Source organism: Leucobacter weissii (assembly GCF_017565745.1).
In the GTDB taxonomy this organism is placed as follows: Bacteria; Actinomycetota; Actinomycetes; order Actinomycetales; family Microbacteriaceae; genus Leucobacter; species Leucobacter weissii.
Genome location: NZ_JAGDYM010000003.1, coordinates 122,302 through 146,758 on the forward strand (window position 1 = coordinate 122,302; position 24,457 = coordinate 146,758).

General features: G+C 70.2%; 21 protein-coding genes and 1 tRNA gene. 15 read left to right on the top strand and 7 right to left on the bottom strand.

Translation table 11 applies throughout. From position 1 onward, the window contains the following. Positions 1-6: 6 nt before the first annotated feature. On the bottom strand, positions 7-555 hold the full coding sequence (locus J4H92_RS01480; protein WP_208095258.1) for a DUF1640 domain-containing protein: 549 nt from the start codon (positions 553-555) through the stop codon (positions 7-9). Positions 556-820: 265 nt separating this feature from the next. Here J4H92_RS01480 and J4H92_RS01485 point away from each other — a divergent pair, with 265 nt between their 5' ends. Beyond that, entirely contained in the window at positions 821-1,258 is a 438-nt protein-coding gene (locus tag J4H92_RS01485; protein WP_243751874.1) for a hypothetical protein, read from the top strand. An 86-nt stretch (positions 1,259-1,344) separates the two neighbouring features. Here the strand turns inward: J4H92_RS01485 and aqpZ are convergent, their stop codons facing one another. After that, complete coding sequence (aqpZ, locus tag J4H92_RS01490; RefSeq protein ID WP_208095259.1) at positions 1,345-2,088, bottom strand: aquaporin Z; 744 nt, start codon at positions 2,086-2,088, stop codon at positions 1,345-1,347. Positions 2,089-2,531: 443 nt separating this feature from the next. Here aqpZ and mtrA point away from each other — a divergent pair, with 443 nt between their 5' ends. The 6 genes from mtrA (at position 2,532) to J4H92_RS01520 (ending at position 9,224) form a co-directional block, all read left to right on the top strand. Next, positions 2,532-3,227: an MtrAB system response regulator MtrA gene (mtrA, locus tag J4H92_RS01495; protein WP_208095260.1), complete on the top strand. Its 696-nt coding sequence runs from the start codon at positions 2,532-2,534 to the stop codon at positions 3,225-3,227. Between the two features lie 10 nt (positions 3,228-3,237). Then, the gene (gene mtrB, locus J4H92_RS01500) at positions 3,238-4,938 is read left to right on the top strand and encodes an MtrAB system histidine kinase MtrB (protein WP_208095261.1); all 1,701 of its coding nucleotides are present in this window, start codon (positions 3,238-3,240) and stop codon (positions 4,936-4,938) included. Continuing rightward, positions 4,935-6,623: an LpqB family beta-propeller domain-containing protein gene (locus J4H92_RS01505; RefSeq protein ID WP_208095262.1), complete on the top strand. Its 1,689-nt coding sequence runs from the start codon at positions 4,935-4,937 to the stop codon at positions 6,621-6,623. Before mtrB ends, J4H92_RS01505 begins: the two co-directional genes overlap by 4 nt. Positions 6,624-7,002: 379 nt before the next feature. Continuing rightward, complete coding sequence (locus J4H92_RS01510) at positions 7,003-7,839, top strand: ComF family protein (RefSeq protein ID WP_208095263.1); 837 nt, start codon at positions 7,003-7,005, stop codon at positions 7,837-7,839. Positions 7,840-7,857: 18 nt separating this feature from the next. Beyond that, on the top strand, positions 7,858-8,490 hold the full coding sequence (gene hpf / locus J4H92_RS01515) for a ribosome hibernation-promoting factor, HPF/YfiA family (protein WP_208095264.1): 633 nt from the start codon (positions 7,858-7,860) through the stop codon (positions 8,488-8,490). Positions 8,491-8,651: 161 nt separating this feature from the next. Continuing rightward, entirely contained in the window at positions 8,652-9,224 is a 573-nt protein-coding gene (locus J4H92_RS01520) for an HhH-GPD-type base excision DNA repair protein (RefSeq protein WP_208095265.1), read from the top strand. A gap of 42 nt (positions 9,225-9,266) precedes the next feature. Here J4H92_RS01520 and J4H92_RS01525 read toward each other — a convergent pair whose 3' ends face one another. Beyond that, complete coding sequence (locus tag J4H92_RS01525; protein WP_341782964.1) at positions 9,267-10,019, bottom strand: polyprenol monophosphomannose synthase; 753 nt, start codon at positions 10,017-10,019, stop codon at positions 9,267-9,269. A gap of 203 nt (positions 10,020-10,222) precedes the next feature. On the opposite strand from J4H92_RS01525, the gene secA reads away from it, so the two are divergent. The 3 genes from secA (at position 10,223) to J4H92_RS01540 (ending at position 14,175) form a co-directional block, all read left to right on the top strand. Continuing rightward, the gene (gene secA / locus J4H92_RS01530) at positions 10,223-13,009 is read left to right on the top strand and encodes a preprotein translocase subunit SecA (protein ID WP_208095267.1); all 2,787 of its coding nucleotides are present in this window, start codon (positions 10,223-10,225) and stop codon (positions 13,007-13,009) included. A gap of 78 nt (positions 13,010-13,087) precedes the next feature. Continuing rightward, positions 13,088-14,059: a DsbA family protein gene (locus J4H92_RS01535; protein WP_208095268.1), complete on the top strand. Its 972-nt coding sequence runs from the start codon at positions 13,088-13,090 to the stop codon at positions 14,057-14,059. A gap of 40 nt (positions 14,060-14,099) precedes the next feature. After that, positions 14,100-14,175: transfer RNA gene (locus tag J4H92_RS01540), tRNA-Thr, on the top strand. 5 nt (positions 14,176-14,180) lie between these two features. Here J4H92_RS01540 and J4H92_RS01545 read toward each other — a convergent pair. Continuing rightward, entirely contained in the window at positions 14,181-14,651 is a 471-nt protein-coding gene (locus tag J4H92_RS01545) for a hypothetical protein (RefSeq protein WP_208095269.1), read from the bottom strand. Between the two features lie 91 nt (positions 14,652-14,742). Here J4H92_RS01545 and J4H92_RS01550 point away from each other — a divergent pair, with 91 nt between their 5' ends. Next, positions 14,743-15,699 carry a DMT family transporter gene (locus J4H92_RS01550; RefSeq protein WP_341782965.1) on the top strand — a complete coding sequence of 319 codons (957 nt, stop codon included), beginning with the start codon at positions 14,743-14,745 and terminating at the stop codon, positions 15,697-15,699. Between the two features lie 33 nt (positions 15,700-15,732). Here the strand turns inward: J4H92_RS01550 and msrB are convergent, their stop codons facing one another. Beyond that, entirely contained in the window at positions 15,733-16,149 is a 417-nt protein-coding gene (msrB, locus tag J4H92_RS01555; protein WP_208095270.1) for a peptide-methionine (R)-S-oxide reductase MsrB, read from the bottom strand. A 244-nt stretch (positions 16,150-16,393) separates the two neighbouring features. After that, on the bottom strand, positions 16,394-16,756 hold the full coding sequence (locus J4H92_RS01560) for a hypothetical protein (RefSeq protein ID WP_208095271.1): 363 nt from the start codon (positions 16,754-16,756) through the stop codon (positions 16,394-16,396). 174 nt (positions 16,757-16,930) lie between these two features. On the opposite strand from J4H92_RS01560, the gene J4H92_RS01565 reads away from it, so the two are divergent. Further along, positions 16,931-17,935: an endonuclease domain-containing protein gene (locus tag J4H92_RS01565; protein ID WP_208095272.1), complete on the top strand. Its 1,005-nt coding sequence runs from the start codon at positions 16,931-16,933 to the stop codon at positions 17,933-17,935. Between the two features lie 475 nt (positions 17,936-18,410). On the opposite strand, the gene J4H92_RS01570 is transcribed toward J4H92_RS01565, so the two are convergent. Then, positions 18,411-18,977: a nitroreductase family protein gene (locus tag J4H92_RS01570; RefSeq protein ID WP_208095273.1), complete on the bottom strand. Its 567-nt coding sequence runs from the start codon at positions 18,975-18,977 to the stop codon at positions 18,411-18,413. 246 nt (positions 18,978-19,223) lie between these two features. On the opposite strand from J4H92_RS01570, the gene J4H92_RS01575 reads away from it, so the two are divergent. From J4H92_RS01575 to J4H92_RS01585, 3 genes are all read left to right on the top strand, one after another. Beyond that, positions 19,224-20,897 carry an Ig-like domain repeat protein gene (locus tag J4H92_RS01575; protein WP_208095274.1) on the top strand — a complete coding sequence of 558 codons (1,674 nt, stop codon included), beginning with the start codon at positions 19,224-19,226 and terminating at the stop codon, positions 20,895-20,897. Positions 20,898-21,118: 221 nt separating this feature from the next. Continuing rightward, on the top strand, positions 21,119-23,512 hold the full coding sequence (locus J4H92_RS01580) for an HtaA domain-containing protein (protein ID WP_208095275.1): 2,394 nt from the start codon (positions 21,119-21,121) through the stop codon (positions 23,510-23,512). Between the two features lie 44 nt (positions 23,513-23,556). Continuing rightward, positions 23,557-24,432 (top strand): HtaA domain-containing protein, encoded by an 876-nt coding sequence (locus tag J4H92_RS01585; protein ID WP_208095276.1) that lies wholly within the window; start codon positions 23,557-23,559, stop codon positions 24,430-24,432. Positions 24,433-24,457: the final 25 nt, after the last annotated feature.

The window sequence follows — 24,457 nt, forward strand, 5'->3', positions numbered from 1 at the left end:
GCAGGGTCAGGAGGAGCGATCGGTGAGCAGTCGGTAGTGTGGACCCTCGAGACGTGCGACCGAGACCGCAAGCTCGTTCACCTCGCCGCGCACCTCCTTCAGCTCGTGGCGCAGCTCTCCCATTTCGCCTTTGAGTTCTGTTCGCAGTTCGCCCATCTCGCCCTTGAGCTCTGTTCGCAGTTCGCCCATCTCGCCCTTGAGCTCTGTTCGCAGTTCGCCCATCTCGCCCTTGAGCTCTGTTCGCAGCTCGCCCATCTCGCCCTTGAGCTCCGCGCGCAGCTCGCCCATCTCATTCTTCAGCTCTGCGCGCAGTCCACCCATCTCGCTCTTCAGCTCTGCGCGCAGCCCTCCGACTTCGCCGCTCATCTCGCCATGCAGTCCGAGCATCTCACCGCGCAACCCGCTCATCTCGCCGCGCAGCCCGCTCATCTCGCCGCGCAACTCGTTGATCGGTGCGCGCAGCAGGGCGAAACCGGCGATGACGACTCCGAGAAGCGTGACGAAGAGCGTGGCCCCCGACACCACGATCGCGATCATCTCGGGGCTCATGTACATGACCTCCATTCTTCCAGGCGGGTGACGGATTGCCTACCCCTCTACTTCAGCAGCGCTCGGCCGTCGACGGGGTCCCAAGCGCAGAACTGTGGAGAAATCGGAGAAGCTCCGTTGCGGTGCAGAATTGTGAGGGGCGAATGTGCGCGCGAAGCGGAGGCGCGGCCTCGAAGTCGCCACGGAGCGACGACGCACGGCAGGACGACGGCGCCCAACGGATCAGCGGCACCCGACGGTGCGGCGGGGCACAGGAGGTAGGCTGAGCGTCATGGCGAAGCGAGCGGCACGACGGGATCGGCAGGGCGTGGCGGCGAGGCGCCACGGGCGCCGTCCGATCCGCTCGTCCCTCTCGGGGCCGAGCCTGCCGAACCCGGAGAATCGGATCACCGGCTTCGAGTTCGACGCGCGAGGTGCGCTGACCCTGCTGCAGCAGCATCTCCCCGAAGAATTGCACGGCGTGCGCATCGGTTTCTCCTCGGTGCCGCTCGCGATCGGCGAGAGCGGACAACCGTTGTTCTACGCCATCGACCGGGCCAGTCGGAGCATCCTGCTCTTCCGCATGCCGATCCAGCGGGCGAGGGGCCTGCACGTCGACGACGCCGAGCATCGACGCCTCTTCGTCGGGCACTGCGTCTATCGCGCCGTCTGCGAATACCTCGGCCGCGAACCCTGGGATCTGCTGCCGGGCTACTTCGACCACTACTGAGCGGGTCGTATTGCCGGGCGCTGCCGTTTCCGAGGCCGGGCCGGCACCCGGAAACGGCAGCGCGGCAGGGCCCGTCGGGCTCTGCCCTACACCTCCAGCGCGCGCGTGCGATCGAACAGCGGCTTGAACAGCCAGCCCGCGAGTAGTGCGCCGACGATGGGGAAGACCAGGAACGCCCACAGCTGGACGAGCGCCTCGCCGCCGCCGAAGATCGCGCTCGCGATCGAACGGGCCGGGTTGACCGAGGTGTTCGACACCGGGATGGAGATGAGGTGGATCAGCGCCAGCGTGAGGCCGATGGCCAGCGGGGCGAAGCCCGCTGCGGCGCGCTTGGAGGTCACGCCGATGATGACGAACAGGAACACCGCGGTGAGCGCCACCTCGATGAGCGCCACCGAGAGCAGGTTGTAGCCGCCGGGGGAGGCCTCGTCGTAGCCGTTGGCGCCGAGCGTGCCCACGTAGCCGCCCGGCTGGCCGACCGCGATGCCGAAGATGAGCGCCGCGCCGAGGGCGCCGCCCACGATCTGCGCGATGATGTAGCCCGCGGTGTCCTTCCAGGCGAACCGCCCGGCCGCGGCGAGGCCGAGCGTCACCGCGGGGTTGAAGTGTCCGCCCGAGATCGGTCCGAAGGCGTACGCGCCGACCACCACAGTCAGGCCGAACGCGAGCGCCACGCCCAGGAAGCCGACGTTCACCGGGCTGCCCGGATCGCCGGGGAAGCCCGCGGCGAAGACCGCGGTGCCGACCCCGCCGAAGACGAGGATGAAGGTGCCGACCGCCTCGGCGATGAGGCGCGCACCGGTGGTGGGGGTCTGCTGGGTTTCGGACATGAGCGGATCCTTTCGTCTCACCGCGCGTATCGAACGGCTGTCTGAGGACAGGATATGTTCTTCCGCTCGCGGTGTCGCCACCCTGAACCGCGTGTTTCGCCCGGTTTCACGCCCGTCCTGCTCCTCACCCTCCCCGCGCCTCGCCCCCAATCCCGCCTCGTCCCGCTCCTCATCCCGCCCCGCCTCCACCCAGCCCCGACCGCCGCCCCCATCCCGCCTCGCCCCCGCCCCCATCCGCCCCGCCCGCCCCTTTCGCCCCGTCGATTGGACCCGAAGTGCCCTTTGACACCCCGCGAAAGGGCACTTCGGGTCCACTCGCCGGGCGACCCCCGCCCGTTCCACCGCCCCGCCCGCCCCGGCGGACGACGGAATCCGCCGCGGGTAACGAGCAAGTAACGAACAAGTAACGGGCGGAGACCGGGGAACGGGGTCATAATGGGAGCATGAGCGCACGGATACTGGTCGTGGACGACGACAGGGCGTTGGCCGAGATGCTCGGTATGGTGCTGCAGAGCGAGGGCTTCCTGGCCGAGCACTCCGCGGACGGCCTCGAGGCCGTCGAGAAGTTCCGCGAGATCCGTCCCGACCTGGTGCTCCTCGATCTCATGCTCCCCGGCCTCGACGGCATCGAGGTGTGCGCCCGGATCAGGAGCGAGTCCGGCACGCCCATCATCATGCTCACCGCGCGCACCGACACCGTCGACGTGGTGCGCGGTCTGGAGGCGGGCGCCGACGACTACGTCATGAAGCCGTTCAACCCGGCCGAGCTCATCGCGCGGGTTCGGGCCCGGCTGCGCGAGCCGCAGCAGGAGGCCGGTGAGACGCTGCGGGTGGGGGACCTCGAGATCGACGTCTCGGCGCACGAGGTGCGACGCGACGATCAGGCGATCTCGCTCACCCCGCTCGAGTTCGAGCTGCTCGTGATCCTCGCCCGCAAGCCGCAGCAGGTCTTCACCCGCGAGGTGCTGCTGGAGAAGGTGTGGGGATACCAGTACAAGGCCGACACCCGGCTCGTGAACGTGCACGTCCAGCGGCTGCGCGCCAAGATCGAGCGCGATCCGGACCACCCCGCGATCGTCACGACGGTGCGCGGGGTCGGTTACCGGGCGGGGAGCACCTCCGCGAGCGAAGCGGAATAGCCGCCCCGTCGTGGCCGATAGGGGAGGACGCTCGGCGCTGAGCCTGGCGCTGCGCCGTCTGCGGCTCCGCTGGTTCCGGTTGACCGATCCGCTGCTCGGCCCCGTCCGGGCGCGATGGCGGCGCTCGCTCCGGCTGCGGACGATGGCCGTGACCGGTCTCGTGACCGGGTTCATGATCCTCGTCTCGGGGGCGTTCGTGCTCACCAGCGTCGGAGACGACCTGTACTCGTCGCGCCGGGATCAGGTGCTGCAGGACTCGGCGCGCGCCACGCTCGCCGCGCAGGGGCAGATCGACGCCTCCGACGCCACCGACCGGGCCGCGATGCTGGCGCTCTCGGCGTCGGTGCAGCGGGTGCTCCAGGACACCTCGTCGAGCCAGCTGATCTACGTGCGGCGGCAGGCGGGGCAGGATCCCGCGCCCGACGCGCTGGAGGACTTCACGACCTCGCCGTCGCTGGCCGAGACCGTCAGCCCGGAGCTCTCCGCCGCGGTGGTCCGGGGCGAGGCGCCCCAGCACTGGCAGGCGGTGACGCTCGTCGCCGACGACGGCAGCCAGAGCCCCGGCATCCTGGTGGCCTCGACCCTCACCCTGCCCGCGGGAGCGGGGATCTACGATCTCTTCATCGGCTACAGCCTCGCGGAGACGGAGCAGACGCTCGGCTTCATGTCGCGCACGCTCGGGATCACGGCGCTCTTCCTCATGCTGCTGATCGGCGTGCTCGTGTGGACCATCTCGAGGATCGTCTTCCGTCCCATCCGCGCCGCCGCGGATGCCAGCCGACGGCTCGCCGCGGGCGAGAGCGACGCGCGCATGCCGCTGCAGAACGACGAGCACTTCGACGAGCTCTCCGAGAACTTCAACGACATGGCCGACACGCTGCAGGCGCGCATCGACGAGCTCGACCATCTCTCCGAGATGCAGAAGCGCTTCGTCTCCGACGTCTCCCACGAACTGCGCACCCCGCTCACCACGATCCGCCTCGCGAGCGAGGTGATCCGGAGTCAGGCGAAAAGCGACGACGCCGCGGGACTGCGCGCGGTCGAGGTCCTCGGCACGCAGATCGACCGCTTCGAGTCGCTGCTGGGGGATCTGCTCGAGATCTCGCGCTACGACGCCGGACGCGTCACCATCGAGACGGAGCCGACCAATCTGGTGTCGCTCACGGAGGAGGTGGTGGCCGGGCTGCGGCCGCTCTCCGAGAGCGACATCGAGGTGCGGGTGCTCGGCGGGTACTCCTCGGTCGACGTCGATCCGCGCCGCATCCGCCGCATCGTGTCGAACCTGGTCGGTAACGCGATCGAGCACGGCGAGGGCCGGCCGATCGAGGTGACCGTCGACTCCAACGCCGGGGCGGTCGCGATCGGCGTGCGGGACTGGGGGGTGGGCATGGACGCTGCCGGGATCGCTCACGCGTTCGATCGATTCTGGCGCGGGGATCCCTCGCGCAAGCGCACGCTCGGCGGCACCGGCCTGGGCCTCGCGATCGCCCGCGAGGACGCGGCCGTGCACGGCGGCCTCATCGAGGTGTGGTCGAAGATCGGGGAGGGCTCGCACTTCAGGCTCACGCTGCCCTGGGGCGGCGGAGAATCGTTCGTCTCGCCGATCCCGCTCGTCCCCGGCGATGTCGATCCCGAGGGCGGTGCGGCCGGGACCGCCGCCGGATGGCTGAGGCGGACCGCGTCGCGCTGGTCGGGGGAGAGGAAGAGATGAGCACGTCGAAGATCCGCCGCGGGCTGCGGGCCGCCGCCGCGGCACTGATCGCGCTGGGACTCGCCGCCTGCCAGTCGATCCCGGGCTCGGGACCGGTGCAGGAGGGGCTCGCCAACCTCGACCAGGCCGAGCAGCCCGTGCAGTTCAAGCCGGGCGGGCCGATGCAGGGCGCCGGCCAGGACGAGATCGTGCGCGGATTCGTGCGGGCGGCGATGTCGAGCAGCGACGACTACGCGATCGCCCGCGAGTTCCTCACCCCCGGCTACGCCCCGACGTGGGATCCGACCTCCGGGGTGTTCGTGGACGAGGGCACCCAGACCTATCGCCCGGTCGGCGAGGACAACGGCGAGCTGTCGCTCACCAGCATCGCGACCGTCGACGCCGACGGCGCGCTGACGCCGGTCAGCTCGGGCGCCGCCATCACCCTGCCGTTCGAGTTCGAGCAGATCGGCGGCGAGTGGCGCATCGCGTCCGCGCCGAACGGCATCATCCTCGACCGCAACAGCTTCTCGACCCTCTGGACGCCGCGTCAGCTCTACTTCCTCAGCGCCGACGACCGGCTCGTCCCCGAGACGCGCTGGTTCCTCAACCGGGCCACGCTCAGCACCCAGATCGTCGGCGAGCTGCTGGAGGGACCGGTCGAACCGGACACCGAGTTCCTCCGGACCGCCTTCCCGAGCGGCACCGCCCTCGTCTCCACGTCGGTGCCCATCAGCGCCGGTGTGGCTCAGATCGACCTCACGCCGGAGCTGCTGGGCGCGGACGCGGCGACGATGGAGCTCCTCGTGAGACAGCTCTCGGCCAGCCTCTCCTCCGTGCCCGGGCTGACGCGCTTCGAGCTCTCCGTGAACGGAACCGTCGTGGACGAGGCCGCCGTCGCGACCGAGACCGAGGCCCGCGGCTCGGAGAGCATGCTCACCACGGTGCTGCGGGACGGGGTGTTCGGCACGCTCGACTCGGACGAGGTCGTGCCGCTGCCCGACATCGGCGAGAAGATCGCCGACCTCGATCCGACCGCCGTGACGCTCGACGACGAACGCCGCACCGCCGCGGTCGTCAGCGGCACAGGTCGCTCGCGCGCGGTCGGCTGGCTGTCGGAGAGCTCGTTCGTGGAGATCGACCTGCGGGCGCGGGCGCTGAAGCCGAGCCTCGACCCCTCGGGCTACGTCTGGAGCTACGCCGACTCGGACCCCGGGAGGATCCTGGTGTCGAAGCCGGGCGGGACCGCCTCGTTCCTCACCCTGCCGCGCGTGAGCGGGCGCGTCGCCGCCGCGACGGTGTCGCCCGGCGGGCACCGTCTGGCGCTGCTCATCGAGGACGGGGACGAGCGGAGCGCCGTGCAGACGGTGGGGATCGTGCGGGATGCCGAGGGGAATCCGGTCGACCTCGTCGAGGCGCTCGTGCCCGTGGCGTGGGTGGAGGGATCGCCGACCGACCTCGACTGGGTCGACGAGTTCCGCCTGGTGTCGCTCACCCGGATCGGCGAGAGCGGCAAGATCACGCTGGCCCCGCTCGGCCAGTTCGCGACCGACGCGGGCGCCGTGCCCGGCGCCGTCTCGGTGAGCGGAGGGGGCGGGCGGGCGCTGATGCGCGTGCTCGACGCGGACGGGTGGATGTTCGCCCCTCAGGGCGCGGGCTGGCAGCGACAGAGCGAGGGCGTCGAGCTGATCGCGCGGGTCGGCTGAGGATCCCGGGACCCCTTCCTTTCCTTTCCTTTCCTTTCCTTTCCTTTCCTTTCCTTTCCTTTCCTTTCCTTTCCTTTCCTTTCCTTCCGTTCCCTTCCGTTCCCTTCCCGCTTCTCTGCCCCTGCTTCTCCTTTCCCCTCCCCGCCTCATCTGCGCGTGGACCCGAAGTGCCCTTTCCGTTCCCGTGAAAGGGCACTTCGAGGCCAAAGCCGTAGATTCGCGGGGCCGGTCGCCCGGGCCCTCGATCTCGAGGTCCCCGGGGTCGCGTCCGCCGCTCATTCGCCCCTCACACTCCGCGCGATCTGGTGATCGACCACGAGTTATTCACAGATTCCCGGGTCGGGGATCCATCGTGCAAACGCTGCGACAGGATGGGCGCATGACCGATCTCAAGACTCAGCCGACGGGCCTCCGCGAACTCGGGCGGCAGTTCGGCCTCGACCTGCTCGCTCTGCTCTGGCCGACCCGATGCGTCTCCTGCGGAGCGCCGGATCGGGATCTGTGCGATGCCTGCCGCGCGGATCTCCTCGCCCCGGATCGCCCGGTCCTCCGCCACGAGATGCGGGCTGCCGCGCCGGTGCCCGTACCCGTGCGCGTCGCCGGCGGCTACGGGGGTGTGCTGGGTGCCGTCCTGCGCGAGTACAAGTACGGTGGCCGCTCGGGGTTCGCGCGCCTGCTCGGTGCCAGGCTCCGCCCGCTGATCGAGGAGATCGGGCCCGTGCTCCTGGTGGCGGTGCCCTCCCGCCCGGCCCGCGTGCGCGAGCTCGGGTACCGCCACGTCGAGCTCGTCGTGCGAGCCGCGCTCGCCGGCCTCGAGCGCCCGGCGCCCGAGCTGATGCCGCGCGCGCTCCGCACGCTCCCGGGGAGGGTCGCGCAGGCGGGTCTCGGCGCCGATGCCCGACGGGTCAATGCCGAACTGGTCGGTGTGCGACGGGGCGCACGTCCGTCGCTGCGCGGCAGGGATGTGGTGCTGGTGGACGACATCATCACGACCGGGGCGAGTGCCGCCGCCTGCGGGCGAGCGCTCGAGGCCGCGGGCGGGCGCCTCGTGGGGATCGCGGCGCTGTGCGGCGCGGTGCTGGCCGGGGATCGAGGCGGAAGCTCCGCGGTCGTCGGCGCGCCGATCGGAAACACAGGCGGTCCGGGTGGAGGCGACCGCGCTGAAACGGTAAAGTTCGGGCAAGGCGTGAAGGTCGGCATCGAAGTCACCCGCTGAAACCTCAGGGAGGTCACCATGGACGTCAGCATTCGCGGTCGCGGAGTAGATGTGACGGATCGCTTCGAGAACTACGTGGACTCGAAGACGGAGAAGGTGGCTGGGCTGCTTCCGAAGGCGCAGTCGTTCGAGGTGAAGGTCTCCCGCCTGACGGACCGCAGCCCTCAGCACGGTGACCGCGTCGAGATCACCGTCGTCGGTCCCGGCCCGGTGATCCGTGCCGAATCCGAGGGCTCGGACAAGTACACGGCGTTCGACATCGCCTACGGGCGGGTGCTCGAGCGCATCAGGCGGCTGAAGGATCGGCGCAAGGATCGTCGGCGCGGTGACCGCACCTCGCTCGCCGAGGCCGTGGCCGACGATTTCGGCAGCGTGGATCTGACTCCCGCGCCGCTCGAGACCATCGAGGCCGTGGCCAACGGCGGCGCGCCGGCGTCGGACGCGGAGCAGACCGACGAGCAGTACAGCCCCGTCGTCATCCGCGCGAAGGAGTTCCCGGCCGAGCGCCTGACGGTTGAGGAGGCGGTGGATCAGATGGAGCTCGTGGGGCACGACTTCTTCCTCTTCGTGGAGACCGAGTCGGCGCGGCCCAGCGTGGTCTACCGCCGGCGCGGCTGGAACTACGGGGTGATCTCGCTCAACGAGCAGTGAGCGCCGCCGGGTGACCCGCCGGGTGCGCAGTGCGGGTGACCCGCCGGGTGCGCACTGCGGGTGACCCGCCGGGTGACCCAGCGGGTGCGCACCGCGGAGCGGGCATCGCGGGCCGGGCGCCGCGGGTGGTGGTGCTCGGCCCGGGCTGGCAGACTGAGGGCATGGCACTGCACCTCACCGACGTCCCCGAAGCCGATGCGCTCCTCTCGGAGGATCCGCTGGCACTGCTGGTCGGCATGCTGCTCGATCAGCAGGTCGCGATGGAGGTCGCCTTCCAGGGGCCGCTCAAGATCAAGCAGCGCCTCGGCGCCTTCGACGCGCAGGGGATCGCGGATGCGGATCCCGAGGCCTTCGCCGAACTCTTCACGCAGAGCCCGGCGGTGCACCGCTTCCCCGGTTCGATGGCGGGCCGCGTGCAGACGCTCGCGCGAGCGCTGGTCGACGACTGGGGCGGCGACGCCGCGGCGCTGTGGACCCGCGACGAGCCGAGCGGACCGGAGGTCCTGAAACGACTGAAGGCGCTGCCCGGCTTCGGCGAGCAGAAGGCGAGGATCTTCCTGGCGCTGCTCGGCAAGCAGCGCGGATTCGCCGGCGAGGGGTGGCGCGAGGCCTCGGCGCCCTACGGCGAGGAGGGCGCTCACCGCAGTGTCGCGGACATCGTGTCGCCCGAGACCCTCGCCCTCGTGCGAGAGACCAAGCGGGCGGCCAAGGCGGCGGCGAAGAAGAGCCGGTGAGCGGGCCCGGCGACCCGCCCGTGGCCTCGCCCGGGTCGTCGCTCAGGCATCGGGCAGGCGCCCCGGGGCGAAGCGGAGGCGCCACCCCCAGAGCAGCACGAGGCGGAGCGCCTCGACCACGATGCCGACGCTCATCTTGGAACGTCCGGCGCGGCGCTCGACGAAGGTGATCGGAACCTCCGCGATCCGGGCGCCGCGGCGCTCCAGCGCCCACGCCGTCTCGATCTGGAACCCGTACCCCTCCGCGACGATCTGCTCGAGGTCGAGTCGCGCGATCCATCGCGTGTCGAGCACTCGGAAGCCGCTCGTGATGTCCCGCAGCCCCGACCGCAGGGCCAGCCGCGCCACCCCGGTGCCGGCGCGCGAGATCGCACGGCGGTGCCACGGCCAGCCGACGATCCGCCCGCCCGGCACCCAGCGCGCTCCGAGCACCAGTCCGGCTCCCGCGCGGGCGGCGGCGAGCAGCCGCGGCAGTTCCTCGGGCAGATGCGACCCGTCCGCGTCCATCTCGACCGCCCAGCGGTAGTCGCCGGCGATCGCCCGCTCGAAGCCGGCGAGGTAGGCGGTGCCCAGGCCGAGCTTCGCCGGCCGGTGCAGAACGGAGACGCGAGGATCGGCCGCGGCGAGCTCCTCTGCGACCTCGCCGGTCCCGTCAGGGCTGGCGTCGTCGACGATCAGCACATCCGCGCCCGGCGCGCTCCGCCGCAACCGCTCGACGACCTCTGCCAGCGTCTTCCGCTCGTCGTAGGTGGGCAGGATCACGAGCGCCCGGCCCTGCTGGGGGTCATCTTGCACCCTCAGCACACTACCGTCCCGCGCCGCGAGGTCGCCCCCGCGGTGGGAACGACGTGTGAGTCTGCCCGGGCGGCGCCGATCCTGCAGCATTCCCACAGCAGACTCGGTGGTGCCTTGCTAAGCTGAAGCGTTGTCACAAGTTGGCAACGGCGGTGAGGCGTGCACGATGCGCGCAAGCCGCCCCACCGCACAGGAGAGACGACGTGGCGACAGTCCTCGAACGAGTCCTTCGCGTAGGCGAAGGTCGCACCCTGAAGAAGCTCCACCGACTGGCCAAGACGGTCGGCGACCTCGAACCCTCGTTCGAGGGGCTGAGCGACGAGGAGCTGCGCGACGAGACCGCCGAGTTCCGCCGGCGCCTCGAGAACGGCGAGACCCTCGACGATCTGCTGCCCGAGGCGTTCGCCGCGGTGCGCGAGGCGGCCAAGCGGACCATCGGTCTGCGCCCCTTCGACGTGCAGGTGATGGGCGGTGCGAATCTGCACCTCGGCAACATCTCCGAGATGAAGACCGGTGAGGGCAAGACCCTCGTCGCGACGATGCCGGCCTACCTCAACGCTCTCGCGGGCAAGGGCGTGCACATCGTCACCGTCAACGACTACCTCGCCGGCTACCAGAGCGAGCTGATGGGGCGCGTCTTCCGCGCGCTCGGGATGACCACCGGCTGCATCCTGGCCGGGCAGGATCCCTCGGAGCGCCGCCGGGAGTACGCCGCCGACATCACCTACGGCACGAACAACGAGTTCGGCTTCGACTACCTGCGCGACAACATGGCCGGCACCGCGGCGGAGCGCGTGCAGCGCGAGCACTTCTTCGCCATCATCGACGAGGTCGACTCGATCCTCATCGACGAGGCCCGCACGCCGCTCATCATCTCCGGACCGTCCTCCGGGGAGGCCAACCGCTGGTTCGCCGAGTTCGCCCGCATCGCGAAGAAGCTCGAGCCGGGCGTCGACTACGAGGTCGACGAGAAGAAGCGCACGGTCGGCGTGCTCGAGCCGGGCATCGAGAAGGTCGAGGACTACCTCGGCATCACGAACCTCTACGAATCGGTCAACACGCCGCTGATCTCGTTCCTGAACAACTCGATCAAGGCCAGGGCGCTCTTCACGCGCGACAAGGACTACGTCGTGCTGAACGGCGAGGTGCTGATCGTCGACGAGCACACCGGCCGCATCCTCGCCGGCCGGCGCTACAACGAGGGCATCCACCAGGCCATCGAGGCCAAGGAGGGGGTGCAGGTCAAGGCCGAGAACCAGATGCTCGCCACGGTGACCCTGCAGAACTACTTCCGCCTCTACCAGAAGCTCAGCGGCATGACCGGCACGGCCGAGACCGAGGCCGGCGAGTTCATGTCGACCTACAAGCTCGGCGTGGTCCCCATCCCCACCAACAAGCCGATGGTCCGCAAGGATCAGCCGGATCTCGTCTACAAGAACGAGGAGGCGAAGTTCGCGCAGGTGGTCGAGGACATCGCCGGGCGCCACGAGTCGGGCCAGCCGGTGCTGGTCGGCACCACGAGCGTCGAGAAGAGCGAGTACCTCTCCCGGCTGCTCGCGAAGGCCGGGGTGCGGCACGAGGTGCTGAACGCGAAGAACCACGCGCGAGAGGCCGCGATCATCGCGCAGGCCGGACGTCTCGGCGCCGTCACGGTCGCGACCAACATGGCCGGTCGCGGCACCGACATCATGCTCGGCGGCAACACGGAGTTCCTCGCCGTGCAGGAGATGACGGCGCGGGGCCTCTCCACGGAGGAGGATCCCGACGCCTACGAGGCCGCCTGGGACGAGGTGTTCGCCTCCGTCAAGGAGGCCGTCGACGAGGAGGCCGAGAAGGTCATCGCGGCCGGCGGTCTCTACGTGCTCGGCACGGAGCGTCACGAGTCCCGCCGCATCGACAACCAGTTGCGCGGTCGTTCCGGGCGTCAGGGCGATCCCGGCGAGAGCCGCTTCTACCTCTCGCTCACGGACGACCTCATGCGGCTCTTCAACGCCGGCGCCGCCGCGGCGCTCATGAATCGCAGCAGCTTCCCCGACGACATGGCGATCGAGTCGAAGGTCGTCACCCGCGCGATCCAGAGCGCCCAGAGCCAGGTCGAGCAGCGCAACAGCGAGATCCGCAAGAACGTGCTGAAGTACGACGACGTGCTCGATCGTCAGCGCAAGGCGATCTATGCCGACCGCGCGCAGATCCTCGACGGCGAAGACATCGAATCCCGGATCGACGCCTTCCGCGTGCAGGTGATCGACGCGATCCTCGATTCGCACGGCGGCGGCGACGAGTGGGATCTCGACGCGCTGTGGAACGATCTGAAGCAGATCTACCCGATCGACATCACCGTCGACGAGGTGGTGGCCGAGACCGGCGCCAAGGCCGTGAACCGCGACTTCCTGCGGCGCGAGATCCTGTCCGACGCCGAGGTGGCGTACGCGAAGCGCGAGGAGACCCTCGGAAGCGAGGCGATGCGCGAGCTCGAGCGCCGCGTGGTGCTCGCCGCCATCGACCGCCGCTGGCGCGACCACCTCTACGAGATGGACTATCTCAAGGAGGGCATCGGGCTGCGCGCGATGGCGCAGCGCGATCCGCTCATCGAGTACCAGCGCGAGGGCTTCACGCTGTTCCAGTCCACGATGGGGCAGATCAAGGAGGAATCCCTCGGGATGCTCTACAACCTCGAAGTCCAGGTCCGGCCGTCCGACGGGCCGCAGGATCACGTGCACCTCGAAGGCGGCGGGCTCGGGGAGGAAGCACCCCTCGACCAGTCGAAGCTGAGCTACACCGCCCCCGACGAGTCGGGAGGCGAGGACGTGCGCGGACCCGGCCAGGGGCGCGGGAAGTCCCCCGCGCGGAAGGCCGCAGCGGCGGTGAAGGGCGGGCGCCCCGGCGCCGCGCCGCGCCGCGGGGCCTTCGGCCAGCAGGTCGAGGACGACGGCGAGGCCGAGGAGCAGGCCCCGCAGAACCGCGCTCAGCGGCGAGCGAAGAAGAAGTGACCGCAGCGCAGGCGGTGACCCGGCGTGCCGCCGGCATCGACCGAGCGCGCCCATCGTTTGCCGAATGAGGAGACAGGAATGGCAGAAGAGAAACTGACGAAGCAGCAGCGCCGCGACCAGGCGCGCGAGCAGGCGCGGGTGGCCCGCGAGGCCGAGAAGAAGCGGGAGAAGCGCAATCGGGTGCTGCTGCAGGGCGGTGTGGTGCTCGGCGTTCTGGCCATCCTCGCCGTCGTCGGTCTGGTGCTCATGCAGACCCTCAAGCCGGCCGGTCCCGGGCCGGAGAACATGGTCTCGGGCGGTGTGACGTTCGGCACGGACCTGAAGGTCGAGCCGACCCCGGCGCTCGCCGAGGGCGAGGAGCGCCAGCCGCGCGACGTGGACTGGTCGCAGCTGCCGATCGACGTGACGATCTACGTGGACTACATGTGCCCGGCGTGCGGCGCGTTCGAGCAGCAGTACGGCGAGGTGTTCCAGAACTACATCGGCAGCGGCGACATCACGCTCACGGTCTACCCGATCAACTTCCTCGATGCGGCGTCGAAATACTCGACGCGAGCGGCGAACCTGGTGAGCTGCGTGGTCGAGCAGCAGCCGGACTACGCGTTCACGCTGCACAATCAGCTGCTGAGCGCCGAGGTGCAGCCGACCGAGAGCAGCACGGGGCTGACCGACGAGCAGCTCATCGAGCAGGCCGAGGTCGCGGGGGCGACGGCGACGGACGAGCTGCGCCAGTGCGTGAAGGATCAGCGCTTCGGCGGATTCATCTCGGCGAACTACAAGCAGGTCAGCGAGAACGGCGTGCTGAGCCTCGCCGAGGGCGAGCGGATGCTGATGCCGCGGAGCTCGACCGAGCTGCAGCCCGAGGGCGAGCCGCAGCGCCTCGTCAGCACCCCCACCGTGACGGTGAACGGGAAGCAGTGGGATGCCACTCGCGACGGCGACCTCGAGCAGTACATCCTGAAGGTCCGGGACGATATCGAGGGCAACGGCGGCAGCTCCGAGGAGACGCCGGCGGAGACCGAGGAGGACACTGCGGCCGAAACCGACTAGTCTCGACGGGCGACCGGCGCACGAGGGCCGGTCGTCCCTCGCCGCCTTAGCTCATCTGGTAGAGCAGCGCCCTTGTAAAGCGCAGGTGATCGGTTCGAGTCCGATAGGCGGCTCCACCGGCTCACCGCGCGCGGAGAGCGTGCTGGAGATGGATCCCGACGTGGCCGATCCCGGCGACGATCGCCGAGACGATGAGCGGCAGCAGCAGACCGTAGACGCCCAGCAGCAGGCATCCGAGCATCGGCAGCAGAGCCAGCGGGACCGGGATGCCGAGAAGCGGACGGTAGAAGTCGGCGTTGCGTCGCGGTCCGGCGAAGTACCGGATCCATGCCGCCTCGTAGAGCAGCATCGCGGCGATCGCCGCCACGAGCCACCACGACCAGGGCGTCCAGGCGCGCAGTCCGGTGTCGGAGAAGAGCACGAGCGATGCCGTGAGCAGCACTTGGCCGGTGCGCTCGATGACGCGCAGGACACGGTTCTCGCCGGAGGGATCGTAGTCGCTCGCGACCCCGAAGCGCGCCCACAGCAGATTCGGCACGAGCGCCGCGAGCAGGAACGCCGTGCCCACGAACGAGAAACCGAACTCTCCCACGGTTCGATTCTCCCACGATCATCGGCTGCGGCCCGTCCGACGCGGTCGCTGTCCCCGCGCCGCGCCGCGTCGCGTCGTCTAAGGTTGTCTGGTGACCCCGAAATATGCGCCCCCCGTGTGGGCCGCCCTGCTGGGCAGCGGTTTCGCGGGGATGCTCGTCGCCGTGCAGTCCCGTGTGAACGGCGGGCTGAGCCAGGAACTCGGCGACGGCTATCTCACGGCCGCGGTCTCCTTCTCCTCGGGACTGGCGATCCTCGTGCTCATCGTGATCCTCTCCCGCGACGCCAAGGACGGGTTCCGCAGGCTGCGTGCCGAGCTGGGCTCGCGCCGCCTGCCCTGGTGGGCGCTGACCGGCGGCGCGTGCGGCGCCTTCTTCGTGCTCGGCCAGGGGCTGGTCGCGTCGGTCATCGGCCTCGCGCTGTTCACGGTGGGCATCGTCGCCGGGCAGGTGTTCGGCGGACTGGTCATGGACCGTCTCGGGCTCGGCCCGGGCGGGAGGGTCGATCCCACGCCGCAGCGCGTCATCGGCACGGTGCTCGCCATCGTCGCGGTGGCGCTGTCGGTGCTGAGCGACTTCGGCGGAGGCGACGAGGGCCATGGGTCTCAGCTGTGGCTCATGCTGCTGCCTCTGATCTCCGGCGCGCTGGTCGCCTGGCAGTCGGCGGTCAACGGGCTGGTGCGCGCCGCGGCGCAGAGCGCGGTCACCTCCACCTTCGTCAACTTCGTCGTCGGCACGGCGATCCTGGTCGTCGCTGCGTCCGTGTCGGTCGCCGTGGGCGGCTGGCCCGAGACCTGGCCGAGCGATCCGCTGCTCTACATCGGCGGCGCGACCGGCGTGATCTTCATCGGCATCGCGGCGATGCTGGTGCGCGCCGCCGGGGTGCTGCTGCTCAGCATGTCGAATGTCGCCGGGCAACTCCTCGCCGCCGTCGCGTTCGAGGCCGCACTGCCCCTGGCGGACGGACTCACTCCGTGGCTGCTGGCGGGGGCCGCCATCGCGCTGCTGGCGGTGACGATCGCGGCGCTCCCGTCGCGGCGGAGGGGGTAACGGCTCCGACCGGGATCCCGGGCGCGTGTTCCGCTACTTCTCGGGCGGATCCTCGTCGAAGGAGAGCGCGAGCGAGTTCATGCAGTAGCGGTCGCCGGTCGGGGTGCCGAAACCGTCCGGGAACACGTGGCCCAGGTGCGATCCGCAGCGCGCGCAGCGCACCTCCGTGCGCTGCATGCCGAGGGTCGTGTCCTCGAGCAGCTCCACGGCGTCGGGGCGCACGCTCTCGTAGAAGCTCGGCCAGCCGCAGTGGGATTCGAACTTGGTGCCGCTGCGGAAGAGCTCGTTGCCGCAAGCCCGGCAGCGGTAGAGGCCGTCGCCCCACTCGTCGAGGAGCTCGCCGGTGCCGGGGCGCTCGGTCGCGGCCTCGCGGAGGATCGCATACTCCTCGGGGCTCAGTCGCTCGCGCCACTCGTTGTCGCCGAGTCGGAACTCGTAGCCGTCGCTCATCTCACCAACGATACCGCGTTCGGGGTCGCGCTCCCACCCCTTGCGCACCTTCCCGTCTCGTGCATGCCGCTCGTCTCGTGCGTTTGCTCGCCTCGTGTATCTTGCCCGTCTCGTGCGTCTCGTGCGTCTTGTCCGCCTCCTGCGTTTGTTCGTCTCTCGTGCGTCTTGTCCGCCTTGCCGCGACCGGGCGCTCCCGCGCTCCCGCGCTCCCGCGCTCCCGCGCTTTCTCCTCACTCCTCACTCCTCACTCCTTTCTTCTCACTCCTTTCTTCTCATTCCTTTCTCCTTCCCTTCCCCTCTCCCTCCTTACCCTCTTCTCCTTCTTCCTCCCCTCCTCCCCTCCCCTCCTCTCCTTTCCTTCTGCTCTTCCGTTCCTTTTCTCTCTCCTTTCTTCTTTTTTAACTTTCCCCTCCCCATCCTTTACTTTCTTCTTCCCTCTCCCCTTCTCCCCTTCTTCCCTCCCTAATCCTCTCTCCTCTCTCCTCTCTCCTCTCTCCCCTCTCCTCTCTCCTCTCTCCTCTCTCCTCTCTCCTCTCTTCCCGCTCCCCGTTCTTCTCCTCCTTCTCCTTCCTCTCCGTGCCCGGAACCCCACCGCGTGTGGTCGCATGTTGCCCTTTCCCGTCCTCTCAAAGGGCAGTTTGCGTCCGATCGCGGCTCGAAAGCGGCGGAACTGCCCGGCACTCGCCCCTCACAGCTCAGCGCTAGTGATCCGTGCGTCCGACTTATCCGCAGATTCTGTTTCGAGCGCGAGGCGCGGGTGGGGGAGGACCATGCTTGAAGCATGCCCAGACCCCGCGAACCCGTCCCGCACGCACTGCGCGGAATGCCGTTCCGCTATGCGGAGGGCTTGCAGGCCGGCTTGGGCGTGAAGGCGCTGCGACACGAACGCTTCGACCGGCCCTTCCGGGGAGTGCGCCGCCCCGTGGCTCGTGTCGAGCAGGGCCCGCACTCGTCCTACGCCTCCTATGCCGATGCGGTGCGGCGATCCGCGGAGTCGTTCGCGGTGCTCCTTCGGCGTGGCGAGGCGTTCAGCCATGAGACGGCCCTGATCCTGCTCGGTTGCCCGCTTCGCCCCCTGGTCGAGCGTTCCGCAGGAGGGGATGCGGCTCCGCAGCCGGTTCATGTGACGGCACCCTGGCCTGCGCGTGCGCGGCGCGCGGCCGGGGTACGCGGCCATGTGTCACGCAGGGATTTCGAGCCGCGGGGCTCTCCTGCGGGGCTTCCCGTCGTTCCCGCGGAACTCGCGCTGCGCCAGGCCGCGGCCTCGCTGAACGTCGTGGAACTCGTCGTTGCGCTCGATCATCTCATGCTGGGTTCCGGGGCGAGGACCCCGCTTCTTCCGGTCGAGCCGCCGCGTGCCGCCGCGGGCGGGCTGCCGGGATCGAGGCGGCTCAGGAGGGCGCTGCAGTTCGCGCGCACGGGTTCGGAATCCCGGATGGAGACCCTCTTGAGGCTCCTGCTCGAGGCACACGGCCTGGCCGAGCGCTTCGACTTGCAGGTCGAGCTGTTCGACGGGGAGGGGAGGATCGGCCGCTTCGATCTGGCGTGCCGGGAGGCGAAGCTCGTCGTCGAGTACGACGGCGAACAGCATCGAAGCTCCCGCGCCCAGTACCTGAAGGACGTGCGGCGGCTGGATCGAGTGCGGGAGCGCGGCTACCGGGTCCTCCGTGTTCACGCCGAGGATCTGTTCCTCCGCCCCCTTGAGACGGTGCGACGCGTGGCGGAGGCGCTGGGGGTCCGAACGCCGGATGCGCCCCTGCGCCCCGAGCTGCTGCCCGCCCCCTGAACCAGAGGCGTGTCCGCCCCCTGCACCGGAGAGCTGCTCGCGACGCCTGTCATCAACGCGCCTGCCGCTTCCACTCGCTCTCCTCGCTCTCCTCTCTCCGGCTCCGTCGAGTGGACCCGAAGTGCCCTTTCCCGGCAGACGAAAGGGCACTTCGGGTCCACGGGCGGGGAGAGCGCGGGCGCCCGGGGGGGGGGGGAGGGGAACGGGCGCGGAGGGGCGAGAGGGAAGGGCGAAGGAGAGGGGGAGGGGCGAGAGGGAAGGGAAGGGGCGCGCGAGAGGGGACGTTCAGGGGAGAGGGAAGGGCAAGGGAGAGGGAAGGAGAGGGCGCGCGCGAGAAGGGGAAAGGTGCGCGACGAGAGGGAAGGGAAGGGGCGCGCGCGAGGACAAGGCCGAGAGAGGAGCGGGGGAGGATGCGCGAGTCGGGATGGGCGCGAGTCGGGATGGGCGCGCGCGAGGATCTTCAGAGAGCGGCGGGTCAGGGGGTGGAAAGATGCCGGGCGAGGTCGAGGGGCTTGCGGGGCTTCGGCTTGCGGCTGCGCTCCGGGATCCCTCCGACGTACAGCCAGCCGAGCAGATACTCGTGCTTGTCGAGCCGGTGGGCCCGCCGCGCCGCCTTCGAGCGCGCCGGTGAGCCGGTGCGCCAGATCACGCCCCATCCCGCTTCGTCCAGCAGCAGGCTCAGGAGGTGCGCCGCCCCGGAGGCGACGGCCTCCTGCTCCCACACCGGCACCTTCTTGCTCGGGCGCGGGCTCACGACGATCGCCAGCACCAGCGGCGCCCGGGTGGCCTTGGCGATGCCCTTCTCCCGGCTCATGCCGCCGGCCTTGGCGAGCGCCCGGCCGAGCCGTCGCCGCTCGTCGCCGCGCCACTCGATGATGCGCCACGGGCGCAGCCCGCTGTGATCCGCCACGCTCGCGAGCGCCGACACGAGGCCTTCGAGCTCGGAGCGCTCGGGGGCGTCCTCGGTGACCCTGGAGTGGGATCGCCGGGCTCGCACGGCCCGCAGGGCTCCGGGAGTGCTCGGGTCCGTGGGATCGGTCATGGTGTCGTGTCCTTTCGCGTGCCCTTCAGTGTAATTCAGCGGTGCGCGGGGTGTGTTCGAGCGCTGTGCGGGGCGCCTCGGCGGAGGGCGCGAGGGCCGCGGAGACTTGCGCGATCAGCTGAAGTTCACGAGAATGATAGGAAGTAAATGAGGTGAGTCTGGCCTAAACTACCTCGGATGAAAACCGATCTGCCGGGACCGCCCCGCAGTTCCCCTGGAAACAACGAACAAGGAGTGCTCTCGTATATGACTGCACAGAAGAGTGCGCGGAGGACGTCTTCGGCGTGGCTCGCGACCATCACCGCCGCCCTGCTCGCCGTGAGCGGCGCGGCGATCGCGCCGACCGCGGCGCTGGCCGATGAGCCGTCCACGATCCGGACCGCCACCGACGGCTCGGCGAGCTGGGGTCTCTCGACCTATCTGAATTCGGCCAACCCGGGCCGCCCGAACCCGTCGCCGGCGAACTACACGGCGCCTGCCGCGTTCGATGCGACCAGTCGTATCAGCACGTGGGCAGCGGGCTCCGGAACGCTGACGCCCGACGGGAACGCGAAGCTCTCGTTCGAGGGGAAGAGCGTCAACCACGCCACAACCGGCGGCGGCTGGCTGACCTTCGAAGACCTCGAGGTCGAACTCGACGCGAACGGCAACGGCGTGGTCTCGGCCTCCGTGGCCTACGGCACCTCGGTTCCCCCCTCGGTCTTCGACCCGGCCCAGGCGCCGACGCGGGGACCGGCGCGGGTCGACGTCGTCCAGCTCCAGGGCAACGAGGTCGCCCCGGTGCTGGCCGAGGGGTCGGCCAGTTGGACCGGGCTGGCGGGTCTGTGGCACGAGGACTTCCTGGCGTTCCTCGCCGGTGACTCCAGCGCGGATCCGGCCGTTGCGGCCTGGACCTACGCCACCACGGTCACCAACACCGGAGCCGATGACCGCAAGCCGAGTCCGTTCTCGTTCGAGCTCGACACCACCTCTCCCCAGCTGACCGCGTCGGTGGTCGACGCCACGAGCGACGGGCTCAGCGTCAAGGCGGATCTCGCTGACGTCATCTCCGACACCGGAGCCTACGTCTCCGTGATCGAGGCGGGTACGGTCGACGAGCTCTCGCTCACCAACCACGGCCTGCAGGTCGACTACATCACGCCGAACCGCTTCACGGATCGGGCCGCGACCTCCACGCTGGTCGTCGCGAAGGCGAAGCTGGACCGCACCAAGCAGTACGAGGTCGTGAGCTGGAAGGCGCATGCCCTGCCGAGCGCCAACACCTTGTACGGCGTGCGCACGCTCGACGTCTCCGAGGCGCAGTGGGATGCCGTCTTCGCCGAGCCCGTCGCGGCCGCCACCACGACCGCGGTGAAGCTCTCGAAGTCGTCCGCCAAGTACAACGCGGCGAACAGCGCGACGGTGACGGTCGCCGCGACCGGCTCGGCCGAACAGCCGACCGGTGCTGTGCGCCTGCGGGTGGCGGGGCAGAGCTACCAGGCGAACCTGTCGAACGGCAAGGCCACCATCCGCCTGAACGCGGCGGTGCGGGCCGGGTCGCACAAGGCGACGGTCGCCTACACCAGCAACGCCGCGCGCTTCGCGAACTCCTCGGGCTCCGCGACGCTGCGCGTGACGAAGGCCACGCCGAAGGTCTCCGCGAAGCTGGTGAAGTCGAAGGTGAAGACGAAGCAGAACGCGCGCGTCCGCGTCACCGCGACCATCCCCGGCTCGTTGAAGGCGAAGGCCGCGAAGTACACCGTGCAGGTGTTCGACGGGAAGAAGCGGATCAAGACGCAGAAGCTCAGCAGCGCGGGCAAGGCCACGGTGAAGCTGCCGAAGCTGAAGCGGGGCACGCACAAGATCAAGGTCAAGCTCGTCTCGACCGCGAACACCGTCGCGAAGACCAGCGCAACGCGCACGCTGCGAGTCGTCAGGTAGTGACGACGAGCGGGTGATTCCGCGAGCACCGAGGCGGGCGGTCGGCCGGAAGGCCCTCCGCCCGTCTCGCGCGCTCCGCGCCTGCGCAAGCGCTGTGATGACTTGCATCGGCGCGGAATCTCAGAAAAACTGGTGATGAATCAAGAGTAAGGCCGACCTCACCATGGCCTGACGATGGGCCGGAAGTGCGGCCCGGGAGAGTTCGGGGAGAGTGACCCGTGATGGGCGTACGCAGGAGACCGCGGAGGATCCTCGCGACGCTGCTCTCGGCGTCGCTGGTCCTGAGCGGAGTGCTGCTCTCTGGGCCGCTCGCGCACGCCGAAGAGGCGGACTCCGCAGACGCGACGGGCGTCGCCGAGGCGCCGCTCGAGTCTGCGACCACCGGAAGCGGCGCGTCGGAGCCGCAGCGGGGGGCCGACGAGGCCGCATCCGGTCAGCGGGCCGGATCCGTGGACGTGGAAGAAGCCGAGAGCCCGGCCGATCCGAGCGCGGACGAGGCGGCGGCTCCCGCTGCTCCGCCGGAGTCGGGCGCCCCGCGGCAGGACGCGGGCGCGCCGGGCACGGCGCTCGCTCGGGCGGAGACCGCCGCGACGTTCGGCATCTCGGTGAGTCCGACGACCGGCGTCGAGCCGGGCGCCTCCCTCACCGTTACGGGCGCGTTCCCCGAGCGCTCCACTGCGGGCGGCGTGGAGGGCGACACCTCCGTGCTGCTGCTGTGGTGCGCGGATCCCGGCGACGAGCGCCCCGCGGCCGACCAGTGCGACAGCACGGTGCAGCAGACGCTGAGCCACGCCCCGGTCGACGACCGGCCCGCGACCGGCACCGTCGCGGACGGCGTGTGGAGCTTCGAGGTCTCGCTGACCCCGCCGACCTCGTTCGGCTCCCGGGACTGCCTCTCCGAGAGCAGCGAAGCGCGATGCGGCGTGTTCGTGCGCCTCTCCGACGCCTTCCAGGGCGAGGGATCGGGGCAGTTCGATCAGTTCGCGCCCGTGGCCTTCGCCACGGCGCCACCCGCCGAGCCCGGGAGCCCGACCACCGTCGGCAGCTTCGACTGGGGGGTCCGCGAGTCGTTCCGCGCCTACGTGAAAGGTCCCATCGCGAACGGGAAGATCACCGTCACGAAGCCCGCGACCGAGACCGGCGCGGGATACCGGTTCCCGCAGACCAAGAACACCTGGGATTCCGCCAGCCGGACGGGGTCCGTCTCCTACGCGGGGAAGGTGAACTTCTGGGGGCACTCCGGGGCGCTCGATCTCGACCTCGCGAACCCCACCGTGAACGTGAAGAGCGCGTCGTCGGCGGAGCTGCGGGTGCCGTACGGAACCAGGACCATGACCATCGCCACGATCGACCTGAGGGCGCAGGGCGCCGACCGAAAGGTCAACGCGGACGGTTCGATCCGCTACACGGGCGCGGTGGTGCGCCTCACCCAGGAGGGCGCGGAGACCTACTTCCAGGGGTATGTGGGGCAGGACTACGAGCTCGACCGGCTCGCCTTCACGATCGGCGCCGACTCTGCCAGCGCGAAGCCCGTCGAGGTGCCCCCCGTCAAGAAGCCGAAGTCCCCCTCGAAATCGAAGGCCGAGCGGCCGGTCGCGACCGAGGGCTCCGGCTCCGGGCGCGCCGCAGGCTCGCTGATCTGGGGGGTCTCCTCGGAGTTCGCCGCCTACGCCACGGGAAGCATCGCGAAGGGATCCGTCGAGACCAGCGGCGTCGGCCGCAGCGGCGGCGCCTTCGTTTTTCCTCAGGCGACGGGGGGCAACTGGAATTTCCGGACCGAGACCGGCACGGTGCGCTACTCGGGCGTGGTGACCTTCTCCGGACACCGCGGCCTGATGAGCGAGAGCTTCGCCAACCCGGTGATCGCGGTCGACAGCGCGAGCTCGGGGACCATCACCGCGGGCGGCCGCACCTTCACGCTCGACCTCGCGGCGGCCTCCAAGACCACCGGGCCGGGCGGCGCTGTCACGTGGAGCGACGTACCGGTGCGCGGCAGCATCAGCGGTGGCGGATCCGGCGGCGGCGGAACGGTGGGCGTCGACCCCCTCACCTTCACCGTCGGCGCGGAGAGCGCCGTCAGCTACGGCAGAACCGCGGTCGGCAAGGCCGCGATGCTCAAGCGGATCCCGGCGCCCTCGCCGCCGTCGTTCACCGGGGTCACCGTGCTCACCGCCGCCGACAAGCTGCGGGCCGGCGGGCGCATCGAGATCGAGGCCGCCGGCTTCGAGCCGAACGACGAGGGCGTGCTCGTCGTGCTCTACTCGCAGCCGGTCCTCCTCGACGACGAGGCCAGCGCCGACGAGAACGGCGTCGTCCGCTGGACCGGCACGCTCCCGGAGGACGCCATCGGCACCCACACGATCACCCTGCAGGGCAGCGTCAACGCCGGCGCCGTCATCGAGATCCTGGAGCCCGAGGGAGAGCGGAGAGCAGCGGCCGTGAGCGCCGAGCCGAGCATCGCGATCGACTCCGATCAGCTCCGCACCGCCGGCCCGACCCTGCAGCTCGCAAGCGGCCCGGCGCTCTGGGAGTGGTGGACCGCGGCGGGGGCGCTCGTCCTCATCGCGGCCTGCACCAGCCTCCTCGTCGTCCGGCAGCGGCGAGAGCAGTCCTGAGTGCGACCCGACACCCGCCGACCCGGTCCGCAAGGAGGCCCGTTGTGACGTTCCCCATCCGCCGCCGCGCCGCGGTGAGCCTCGGCGCCCTCGCGACCGCGGCCGCGCTGCTCGTCCCGTCCGCCGCCGCGGCCGCGCTCCCGGGCGGCTCCTCGACGCTGCCCGCCGAGAACGGCGCCGCCTGCGTCGTCTCCGGCGGCACGCTCACCTGGGGGATCAAGGAGAGCTTCCGGTCCTACATCTCGGGCAGCATCGCGAACGGCTCCTGGGAGACGGACGACGGCGCCGACTACGAGACGCCGAACTTCCTGTGGAGCGATCCCAGCGGAGAGCTCGATCCCGAGACCGGTATCGGAACGGTCTCGTTCACCGGATCGGTGCACTTCACCGGGCACGACGGCGTGCTCGACCTCACCCTGGCGAACCCGACGATCGAGTTCGAGGGCGAGGGGGCCGCCGCGCTGCTGCTCGACGCGCGCAGCACCGATGTCGCGGGCGAGCTCGCGGTCGACGCCGAGCAGGAATGGGTCGGCGAAGTGGAGGTCTCGGGATCTTCGGCGCCGCAGAACGGCGCCCTCGAGCTGCAAGCGCTGCCGGTCGCACTGACCAACAGCGGGGCGAAGGCCTTCGCCGGCTTCTACGACGCGGGGGAGTCGCTGGACCCCCTCACGCTCGAGCTGAGCTTCGACGGCTGCGGCGACGCGGCTACGACAGCCGAGCCGACGACGGAGTCCCCCTCGGATCCCGCCGCGGAGGATCCGACCGCCGTCGAGCCGGCGGCCGCGCAGGTGCCGTGGCTGCCGATCATCGTGGGCGGCGCCGCCCTGCTCGTGATCGGCCTCACGCTCGGGCTGCTGATCGGCGGCCGCGGGAAGCGCGGCGCGGAGAAGAGCCAGGAGAAACCGATCCGCGAGCGCTGAGCGCGCACGGTCGCGGCCGACCGCC